The following is a 10417-nucleotide window of genomic DNA, read 5'->3' as shown; positions in this document are numbered from 1 at the left end:
CCCCTTTTTTAGGAGGCCGCCACCCCCCCCCCTCTCTCCTCCCCCCTCCCCCCCCCCCTCCCCCCCCCCCGCCCCCCCCACCCCCCTCCCCCCCCCCCCCCCCCCCCCCCCCCCCCCGGCGGTGGGGTGCGGAGGACCGGCGGGAACCCCGTACCGGTCCCGAGGCCGGTAGGGGACCCGTACCGGACTAGTACGGACCGTTGACGTTGTCGATGGAGCCGTACCGGTCGGCCGCGTAGTTGCAGGCGGCGGTGATGTTGGCGACCGGGTCGTACGGGTCCGTCGCCGTGCCCGGCACGTGGTACGCCTCGAAGGTCGGCGCGATGACCTGGAGCAGCCCCTTCGAGGGGGTGCCGTTCACGGCGTTGATGTCCCAGTTGTTGATGGCGAACGGGTTGCCCGAGGACTCGCGCATGATGTTGCGGTGGATCCCCTCGTACGTGCCGGGGATGCCGTGCCGGCCCATGACGTCCAGCGCCTCCCGGATCCAGCCGTCGAGGTTGTCCGGGTACGTCGCCGCGGCGGCGACCGGCGCGGCCTTCCGATCGGCGGAACGGTCGGCCCGCTCGGGCGCCGAGGAGGAGCGCACGGCCGCGGCCTTGGCGCCGATGGCCAGCGTGAGACCGGGGCGGATCAGGGACGGGTCGGCGCCGACGGCCTTCCGGTTGTCCTCGTACAGCTTCTTCCAGCCGCCGCTCACCCCGTGCTCCCTCGCGATCGAGGAGAGGGAGTCGCCCGCGACGACGGTGTGCGTGGCCGCGGCGGCCTTGGCGGCGACGGCGGGTGCCGTGCTCGGGGCCGCCTGAGCGGTGGTGGCGCCGATCACGGGGAGCGCGAGCGCGGCGCCGCCGGTGCCCACGGCGACGAGGCAACGGGTGAGCGGACTGCTCTTGGGACGGCGGTGCTTACCCTTTGCGGGCATGACGAATTCCTCTCCGGCGCCTACGAGGTGAGCTGTCGGGTTCGGACGGGAGATGTCCGGCCGCGTGATGAGCGCGACTTCACCCCGAGCCGTTCCGGCGTATGCCGGTCCGGCGGCTTACCTGGGTCCCCCGCTCCTGCCGTGCGTACGTGAGTGGGTGGGGTTTCCGGACGGCGGCAGGATTCGGCGGTCCATCCGGATTGAGGGGACCGTAAGCGAGAGATGCCCGAGGGAACAAGGCACGGATCGAGCGCCGTGAACCCCGTCGCCCCGGATGGCGGCCCGTCAACTTCGCTGTGTACGAACGGGAAACCAGCCCCCCGAACGGGTCGACGGCAGAGCCGCTCAGTGATTCTTGTCACGCACGCCGAACCGGCATTACAAGTCCCGTGTTTCACCATCTATATGGGCGGAAAATGTATTTCCGGTGAAGCGCATTTAACCGACGAAATGGTGCGTAACGCCTGCGGCGCGGTGGCGAACGGCGGGCAGCCGGTCGACCGTCCACGAGGACCCGGCACCGGATAGGGGGACAAAACGGATTCGTTCCCACTCGTCGAAGGGCGTCCCGCGATACGCCCCCAGTCGTTCCTCACCGCTCCCGGAAGCAAACGCGTCCCGTCGACGGGCTGCCCCCGCCTCCCGCGCGCCCCGCGCGGGCCGGGACCGCGTCCGGGTCACCAGGACACGTCGTCCAGCATCAGCTCCACCGGCTGCCGGGGCCCGGCGGCCGGGGACTGCTCCGTCCACATCACCTTCCCGGTGGGGGTGTACCGGGTGCCCCACCGCTCGGCGAACTGGGACACCAGGAACAACCCCCGGCCACCCTCGTCGGTGGTGGCCGCCCGCCGCAGGTGCGGGGAGGTGCTGCTGCCGTCGGACACCTCGCAGATCAGACAGCGCTCGTACAGCATCCGCACATGGATCGGCTCCGAGCCGTGGCGGATGGCGTTGGTGATCAGCTCGCTGAGCATCAGCTCGGTGCTGAACCCGATGTCCTCCAGCCCCCACCGCTCCAGCTGGCGCCCGCACGCGGCCCGCACCCGCGCGACGGCCGAAGGGTCGGGAGGCACGTCCCATTCGGCGACGCGGGCCCGGTCCATCAGGTGCGTCCGCGCCACGAGCAGCGCGATGTCGTCGCGCCGGTGCGGCGGCAGCATGGCGCCGAACACCGCCTGACAGGTCTCCTCAGGCGTCCGGTCCGGGTGCCCCGACAGCGTCTCGCGCAACACGCGCAGCCCGGTGTCCACGTCACGCTCGCGGTGCTCGATCAGCCCGTCGGTGTAGAGCACGATCCCGGTGCCCTCCGCCAGCTCCAGCTCGGCGGTCTCGAACGGCAGATCGCCCAGCCCGAGGGGCGGGAACACCGGCACGTCGGGGCACTCCACCGTGCCGTCCGGCAGGACCAGGGCCGGTGCGAAGTGCCCGGCGGTCGCCACGCTGCACCGGCCGGACGCCGGGTCGTAGATGGCGTACAGGCAGGTCGCCCCGGTGATGCCGTCGCCGTCGCCGGCCTCCTCCCGGTCGATGCGGGAGACCAGCTCGTCCAGGTGGCCCAGCAGCTCGTCCGGCGGCAGGTCCAGCGCGGAGAAGTTGTGCACCGCCGTCCGCAGCCGGCCCATCGTGGCGGCGGCGTGCAGGCCGTGCCCCACCACGTCGCCCACCACCAGCGCGACCCGCGCCCCCGGCAGCGGGATGACGTCGAACCAGTCGCCGCCCACCCCCGCCTGCGCGGGCAGGTAGCGGTACGCGATGTCCAGCGCGCCCTGCTCCGGCAGGACCCGCGGCAGCAGGCTCCGCTGAAGGGTGACGGCCATGGCGTGCTCGCGGGTGAAGCGGCGCGCGTTGTCGATGGCGACCGCCGCCCGGGCGGCCACCTCCTCGGCGAAGGCGAGGTCCTCCTCCTCGAACCGCTCCGGCCGTTCCGAGCGCCAGAAGTTGGCCATGCCCAGCACCACCCCACGCGCCTGCAACGGCACCGTCACCAGGGAGTGGATGCCGTACGCGAGGGCCTCCCGGGCCCCCGAGGGGTCCTGCGCCCGCCACCCGTCGGCGACGTTCAGGTCCGGCTCCAGCACCGCGTGGCCGCTCGTCAGGGCCGCCGCCATCGGGGTGGTGGGGACGGCGAACCTGATGAGGTCGCCCACCGGCTGGAGCGGATGGTCGTCCCGGATGCCGCCGACCGCCGTGCGCCGCATCTCGGTGTGCCTCCCCGACGGCTCCTCGCCGCGCAGCACGGGGTCGAGCAGCTCCACCGTGACGAAGTCGGCGAAGCCGGGGACGGTCACCTCCGACAGCTCCTCGGCGGTCCGCACCACGTCCAGCGACCTCCCGATCCGCACGCCCGCCTCGTACAGCAGCTTCAGCCGTTCCCGGGCCACCTCCGCCATCCCCGACACCGCGCGCAGCTCGGTGGTGTCGCGGAGCGTCGCGACCGTGCCGGACGCCCCGCCGAACGGGGCGGTGGGCCGGGTGTTGACGGCCAGCAGGCGATCCCCGGCCGGGTGCACCTCGTCGGTCACGGCACGCCCCGAGGCGAGCAGTTCGGCGGTGCCCACGTCCAGACCGAGGTCGGTGACGGGCCGCCCCTCCGCGTCCGGCGGCAGCTCCAGGAGCCGCCGCGCCTCGTCGTTGACCAGTGTCAGCCGGCCGTCGTCCCCGATGATGAGCACGCCCTCGCGCGCCGCGTGCAGAACGGCGTCGTGGTGTTCGTACATCCGGGTCATCTCGGTGGGCCCGAGGCCGTGCGTCTGGCGGCGCAGCCGCCGGCTCACCAGTGCCGAGCTGCCGACCGCCAGGGCGAGCGCGGCACCCGCGGAGGCCAGGAGCACCGGCAGGTGGCGGTTGACCGCGTCGCCCACGTTCTCGATCGAGACGCCGGCGCTCACCAGTCCCACCACCGCCCCGTCGTCGTCGATGACGGGGGCGACGGCGCGGGCGGCGTCGTTGGGCGCGCCCTCGAAGATCTCCGTGAAGGCGGTCCCCGCCGCGGCGCGCTCCACGCCCTCGGCCCGGCGGCCCACCAGCGACGGTTCGTTGTCCGCGACCCGCGTCCCGTCCGGGGTCATCACCGCGATGAAATCCAGGCCGGATCCGTCCCGGGCCCTGCGCACCGAGGACTGGAGCGCGGCGGTCGGGTCGGACGACTTCAGCGCCGCCACGGTCCCCGGGGCGTCCGCGAAGGACTCGGCGGCGGCCAGCGAGCGGTTCTGGGCGTCGTGCTCGCCGTCGTAACGGGCCTGGACCGCCAGTCCGACCACCGCGGCGGCGATCAACAGCACCGCCACCACGATCTGGAGCAGCAGCACCTGGCCGGCCACGGTGCGCACGCCCAGCAGCGACCGCACCCCTCGTGGCGCCGGACGCCGCGCCGCCGAGGACCGGGTCCGGTCAGGAGCGCTCGGTGCGCGTCCCGGGGCCGGGCGGCCCGACGCTCGCCTGGTCCGTCCGAGACGTCCGCTCATGCCCTATTTCTAACATCGCATCGGCTTCCGGAGCGACCCGCGGCGGGACGCGGTGGACCAGGCGACCGCGCCGGCCGGCCCGCTCACCGCCGCCGTCGGTGATCGCGGCCGGGCGGTGACGGCCGACCGGTCGTCGCGGCGGTGAACGCATCCGGCGCACCGTCCGTACCTAGGGGCGGACGCGTCCCCCGGTCGCCGACGGCTACCGGAGTCCGAACCAGCAGCAGGAGCAGCGGAGTTGAGTCACAGGCGCATACCCAAGCGAAAAGCCGTCCTCGCAGGAGCCGGGGCGGTCGGCATGGCCGCGGCGGCGATCCTGCTGCCCAACGCCAACGCTTCCCAGTCCGGAACGGAACCGGGGCGGGTCACCGCCAAGACGCTGAGCGCCGCGTCCGCCGCACAGGTGGCCAGGCAGCTCGGCGCGTCCCTCGGCGACTCCTACGGCGGGGCGTACTACGACACCGGCAAGCGCCGGCTCGTGGTCAACGTGGCGGACGGCGACGAAGCGGAGAACGCCAAGGTCGAGCAGGCCGGCGCGGTCCCCCGCCCCGTACGCAACAGCACCGGGGAGCTGACGTCCGCCACCCGGACGCTGTCGCGGAAGGCGGGCATCCCCGGGACGGCGTGGGCCGTCGACCCCCGGTCTAACCAGGTCGTCGTCACCGCCGACCGCACGGTCACCGGCGACCGCTGGGACACCCTGGAGTCGGCGGTCGCGTCCCTGGGGCCGGGCATGGCCCGGATCCAGAAGTCCCAGGGGGAGTTCAAGCCCTTCGTCGACGGCGGCGACGCCATCTTCGGCGGTGGCTCGCGCTGCTCGCTCGGCTTCAACGTCACCACCCAGGACGGGCGGAACGGGTTCCTGACCGCCGGGCACTGCACCGCCGCCTCGCGGCAGTGGGCGGACGGGAACGGCACGGTGCTCGGCTCAGTGCAGGAGAGCGTCTTCCCCGGCGAGGGGGACTTCGGCCTGGTCACCTACGACGATCCGAACGCCGAGGCCCCGAGCGTCGTCGACGTGGGCGGCGGGCGGAAGCTGGACATCAGGCAGGCGGCCGAGTCGGCGGTCGGGCAGCAGGTGTTCCGCATGGGCAGCACCACGGGGCTGCGGGACGGGCAGGTCACGGGCCTGAACGCCACCGTGAACTACCCCGAGGGCACCGTCACGGGACTGATCCGGACGAACGTGTGCGCCGAGCCGGGCGACAGCGGCGGTTCCCTGTTCACCAGGGAGGGCGACGCCATCGGCCTCACCTCGGGCGGCAGCGGCAACTGCGACGTGGGCGGCGAGACGTTCTTCCAGCCCGTGACCACCGCCCTCGCCGCGGTCGGTGCCCGTATCGGCGGCTGACGACCGCCGGGCCGGGGCGCACCGGCATGGGCGCACCGGCCCGGCGGCGGCACGCGGTTCCGGGCCTAGGCGCCGGGGATGGGCAGCAGGGGCGTCCAGCGTTCCCCGGGGGCGCGGCGGCCGGCTCGGGGACGGCGGGGTGGGCGCCGGCCGGCGCGTACCAGCAGGGTGAGCGCCACCAGGGTCACGACGGCGCCCACCACGCCCAGGGGCGTCACGCCCGGCTCTCGCTGCCGTCCCACGGTGGCCACTCCCTCGCTCGGTCCACCGGACAGCGTCCCCCGGCCCGGTCCGCGCGCCGGCCGTCCCGGCCCGGGCGGGGCCGGATGCCGCCCGCCCGGCCCAGTGGGTCGCCGCCCGGCTTGGGCCGGCCGGGGGAATCCGGGTGTCTCCGCACCGGCCGGGGCGCTCCATCCAGCAAGGTGAGGGTCATGCCCTCGTACCCATCCGCCGACGTGACACCGGTCGCCGCCCCTTCCCCGGCGCTGCCGGCCCCCCGCGCGGGCACCCCGTTGGCGGGGCGGATGTTCACCGCCCTGCACGACCGGAAGCTGGTCTACAACGCCTGCTGGGAGGATCCGGCGCTCGACCGCGCGGCCCTCGGCATCCGGCCCGACGACCACGTCCTGGTCATCACCAGCGGTGGCTGCAACGCGCTGGACTACCTGCTCGCCGGAGCGGGCAGGGTGACGGCCGTCGACGTCAACCCGCGCCAGAACGCCCTGCTGGAACTGAAGGCGGCCGGCGTCCGGCACCTGACGCACGGCGAGTTCTTCGAACTGTTCGGAGCCGGCCGCTCCGTACGGGCCCACGAGATGTACCGCGACGCGCTGCGCCCCGACCTGTCGCCCTTCGCGCGGCGGTACTGGGACGGGTACATCGAGGCCTTCGCCGGGCGGGGCTGGCGCAACTCCTTCTACTACCGGGGCACCTCGGGCTTCCTCGCCAAGGGCCTCATGCTCTTCCTGCGCCGCTTCCAGGGCCTCGGCCCGCACCTGGAGGAGCTGCTGGCCGCGCCCACGCTGGAGCGGCAGCGGCACATCTACGAGTCGCGGCTGCGGGACAAGCTCTGGTCGGCGGCGCGGCTCGGCGCCCAGCCGCTCGCCCTCAGCTTCGCCGGGGTGCCGCCCCAGCAGCGCCACGAGATCACCGAGGAGTACCCCGGGGGCACCGCCCAGCTCATTCACGACGGGTTCGACGCGATCTTCGGCCGGCTGTCCGTGGCCGACAACTACTTCTGGCGCGCGTACATCACCGGCTCGTACACGCCCACGTGCTGTCCCGAGTACCTCAAGGCCGGCAACTTCGCCCGCCTCCGCGACGCCCTGCCGCGCCTGGACGTCCGCACCACGACCGTGACCGGGTTCCTCACCGCCGGGCCCCGCCCGGACGTCTCGAAGTTCGTGCTGCTGGACCACATGGACTGGATGGGCTGGCGCGACCAGGCCGCCCTGGCGGAGGAGTGGCAGGCCATCGTCGACGCGGCCCGCCCCGGCGCCCGGGTGATCTACCGCAGCGCCGGACTGCGCACCCGCTACCTCGACCCGGTGAGCGTCGTCCACCAGGGCCGTACGCGACGGCTGACGGACCTGCTGCACCGCCACCCCGAGCTCGCCGCCCGCCTGCACGAACAGGACCGGGTGCACACCTACGGCAGCTTCCACATCGCCGACCTGCCCTGACCGAGGGAGCGACCATGGGACTCCGGTCCGACCTGCGCACCATCCGCCACATGGCCTTCCCGCGCGTCGCGGGCGAGACGCCCGCCGAGCGCATGGAGTCCTACTACCGCTCGGCGGCCGGTGACTACGACGCCTTCCGGGAACGGCTCCTGCACGGCCGCCGCGAGCTGATGGGCCTGCTGCCGTCCGTACCGGGCGGCCACCTCGTCGACATGGGCGCCGGCACCGGCAGCAACATCGCGCACCTCGGCGAGCGGCAGCGCAAGGAGTTCCGCGCCATCACCCTCGTCGACGTCTCCGCGTCGATGCTGGACGTCGCCCGCCGGCGCGTCGAGCGGTCCGGCTGGGACAACGTGGAGACCGTCCTGGCGAGCGCCACCGACTTCCGGCCCCGGGACGGGCAGGCCGACGTCGTCGTGTTCTCGTACGCGCTGACGATGATGCCCGACTGGTTCGCGGCCGTCGACCACGCCCGCGCCGTCCTGCGGCCCGGCGGGACCATCGCCGTCTGCGACTTCTACGTCTCCCGCAAGCACCCCGCCGGCGGCGCGCGGCACGCCGCCTGGCGCCGGCACCTGTGGCCGGCCTGGTTCGGCCACAACGACGTCTTCCTGTCCCCGGACCACCTGCCCTACCTCCGCGCCCGGTTCACCGCCGTGCGGGTGCGCGAGAGCCTCTCGCCGGTGCCGTACCTGCCGGCCCGGGTGCCGTACTACCTCTTCATCGGCACCAAGGACTGAGGGGCGGGCCGCACGGTCGGGACCCACCAGTTGGCCCGGCCGAGCAGCGCCATCAGGGCGGGCACCAGCAGCAGCCGGATCACCGTGGCGTCGACGAACACCGCCACCGCCAGGCCCACCGCCACCACCTTCAGCAGCAGCAGTCCCGACGCCGCCAGCGCGGCCATCACGACGATCACGACCAGCGCGGACGCGGTGAACAGCCCGGCCGTCCGCTGTACGGCACGCGCCACCGCCTGCCGTGTCGACGCGCCCGCCTCGTGCTCCTCCACCGTCCGGGACAGCAGCAGCACCTCGTAGTCCATCGACAGGCCGAACGCCACGCACAACACCAGGACGGGCACGACGGTGTCGGTCACGCCCGTCACCGTGAAGCCGCCCAGCCACCCGCTCAGGTGCCCCTCCTGGAACACCAGCACCATCGCCCCGAACGTGGCGCTCAGGCTCAGGACGTTGAGGACCAGCGCCTTCAACGGCAGGACCACACTGCGCGTGCACCACCCCAGCAACAGCAGCGTCACCACGGCGATCAGCGACAGCGCCGGCACCGTCCCGGCCCGGACGGTGTCACCCAGGTCCGCGAGCCACGCCTGCGTACCGCCCACCAGCGCCGGGACCGGCGCGGAGACGCCCCGGACCGCCCGCGCCACCTCCGCGCCCTCCGCCGTCTCCGGACCGACGTCGGTGACGACCGCCGCCCACACGCCCGCCGGGGACGCGTACCCGGAACCCGGCACGGCCGGCCCCACCCGCCTGCCCTCCTGGTACGTGCCCGTCGCCGTCTCCACCCGCGCCACGTGCTCCAGCCGGGCCAGCCGTCGGGCGTAGCCGTCCAGCGCCGCGGCACCCGACCGGGCGTCCAGGCCCACCAGCGCCACCTGCACGGGATGCAGCGCGTGGTGGTCGAAGTCCCGGCGCACCGTGTCCGTGGCCTGCCGCGTCGCCGATCCGGCCGGCAGCGCCCGGTCGTCGAACGTCCCGAACCTCGCGCCCGCGAACGGCAGGACCAGCGCGGTGAGCAGCACGCCCAGCACCAGCACCACCGGCACCGGGCGGCGCATCACCCCGAACGCGAGGCGGTACCAGCGGCCACCGTCCCGGACCGCCCAGGGACGGCGGCGGCGCACCGACAGCGCGTCGACGCGCGGCCCCAGCAGGAGCAGCGCGGCGGGCAGGGCGGTCACCGCCAGCAGCGCGCTCAGCGCCACCACCGCGATCCCGCCGTACGCCACGGAACGCAGCATGTCCAGCGGGAACACCAGCAGCGCGGCCAGACTGCCGATCACCGTCAGCGCCGAGCACACCACCGTACGGCCCGTGCTGCACACCGTGGCCACCAGCGCCTGGTGCGTGGCCTCGCCCGCATCCGCCGCGTCGCGGTACCGCGCCCGCTCCTCCCGGTAGCGGGCCAGCATGAACAGGCCGAAATCGACCGCCAGCGCGAACCCCAGCGCCGTGGTCAGGTTCAGCGCGATCACCGACACCGTCGTCAGATGGGACAGCCCGCCCAGGAACGCGACGGCGCCCACCACCGCGCACACCCCCACCAGCAGCGCCAGCGCCGCCGCGACGACACTCCCGAAGACGACGACGAGCACGGCCGCCGTCAGCGGCGCGGCCAGCAACTCCGTACGGTGCAGGTCCAGCCGGCTCTGCCGCTCGATGGCCAGCCCCTCCGGCGTCGGCCCGGTGGCGGCGACCGCCAGCGGCCCGTGGCGGCCCGTCAGCTCCCGCAGCAGCGGCTCGACGTCCTTGTGGGCCGTCGCCTCACTGCTCGCCACCCGCAGCAGCACCAGCGCCGACCGCCCGTCACCGCCGCGCAGCGAGGCGGGCCGGCCCGTCCAGTACGAGCGCACCCCCACCACCTTCGGCAGCCCCCGGGCCCGCTCCGCCAGCCGCGTCCCGGCGCGTACCGCCGCCGGATCGTCCACCGATCCGCCCCCGTCCGCCGTGGCCACCAGCGTCACCGTCGGGCTCCCGCCGCGGAACGCCGTGGACAGCGTGTGCTCGGCGCGCGCCCACTCGGACCCCGGGGGCGTCGTACCGCCGTGGTGCAGCTTCCCGGTCACGCCCACGGCAGCCACCGCCGCGACCAGCAGCGCGCAGCCGGTCAGCAGCAGCGTACGGACGGGGAAGCGCAGGACCAGTTCGGCGAGGGCGCCCAGCGGGCCACCGGACAGGGGACCCGGGCGCCGCCGTCCTACGCTCCCGGACCGCACATGTGTCTCCTGACGCCTTCGCCCCGGAGCCGTCGCCGG

At 74.2% G+C, this 10417-nt stretch carries 7 protein-coding genes and 1 riboswitch; of the genes, 3 read left to right on the top strand and 4 right to left on the bottom strand.

The features are described from left to right. Window positions 1–187 precede the first annotated feature (187 nt). Window positions 188–922, bottom strand: a complete 735-nt coding sequence (locus AC07DW_RS19315; RefSeq protein WP_478858860.1) for a transglycosylase SLT domain-containing protein — start codon at window positions 920–922, stop codon at window positions 188–190. 4 nt (window positions 923–926) lie between these two features. Beyond that, window positions 927–1092, bottom strand: a riboswitch (cyclic di-AMP (ydaO/yuaA leader). Window positions 1093–1599: 507 nt separating this feature from the next. Next, complete coding sequence (locus AC07DW_RS19310; protein WP_478858859.1) at window positions 1600–4386, bottom strand: SpoIIE family protein phosphatase; 2787 nt, start codon at window positions 4384–4386, stop codon at window positions 1600–1602. A gap of 238 nt (window positions 4387–4624) precedes the next feature. Between AC07DW_RS19310 and AC07DW_RS19305 the strand changes: the two genes are divergently transcribed. Then, window positions 4625–5737, top strand: a complete 1113-nt coding sequence (locus AC07DW_RS19305) for a S1 family peptidase (RefSeq protein WP_478858858.1) — start codon at window positions 4625–4627, stop codon at window positions 5735–5737. A gap of 65 nt (window positions 5738–5802) precedes the next feature. On the opposite strand, the gene AC07DW_RS19300 is transcribed toward AC07DW_RS19305, so the two are convergent. Continuing rightward, window positions 5803–5979, bottom strand: a complete 177-nt coding sequence (locus AC07DW_RS19300; RefSeq protein WP_478858857.1) for a hypothetical protein — start codon at window positions 5977–5979, stop codon at window positions 5803–5805. Window positions 5980–6168: 189 nt separating this feature from the next. Here AC07DW_RS19300 and AC07DW_RS19295 point away from each other — a divergent pair, with 189 nt between their 5' ends. Both AC07DW_RS19295 and AC07DW_RS19290 read left to right on the top strand, forming a co-directional pair. Then, a complete protein-coding gene (locus AC07DW_RS19295) occupies window positions 6169–7419 on the top strand; it encodes a BtaA family protein (protein ID WP_478858856.1) in 1251 nt (416 codons plus the stop codon). Between the two features lie 14 nt (window positions 7420–7433). Further along, on the top strand, window positions 7434–8159 hold the full coding sequence (locus tag AC07DW_RS19290; protein WP_478858855.1) for a class I SAM-dependent methyltransferase: 726 nt from the start codon (window positions 7434–7436) through the stop codon (window positions 8157–8159). On the opposite strand, the gene AC07DW_RS19285 is transcribed toward AC07DW_RS19290, so the two are convergent. Then, complete coding sequence (locus AC07DW_RS19285) at window positions 8132–10378, bottom strand: MMPL family transporter (RefSeq protein WP_478858854.1); 2247 nt, start codon at window positions 10376–10378, stop codon at window positions 8132–8134. The two genes, AC07DW_RS19290 and AC07DW_RS19285, sit on opposite strands and share 28 nt — an antisense overlap. Between the last annotated feature and the right edge of the window lie 39 nt (window positions 10379–10417).

It is taken from the genome of Streptomyces sp. NPDC045701 (genome assembly GCF_056432045.1).
This window is presented reverse-complemented; position numbering and strand designations above follow the sequence as displayed.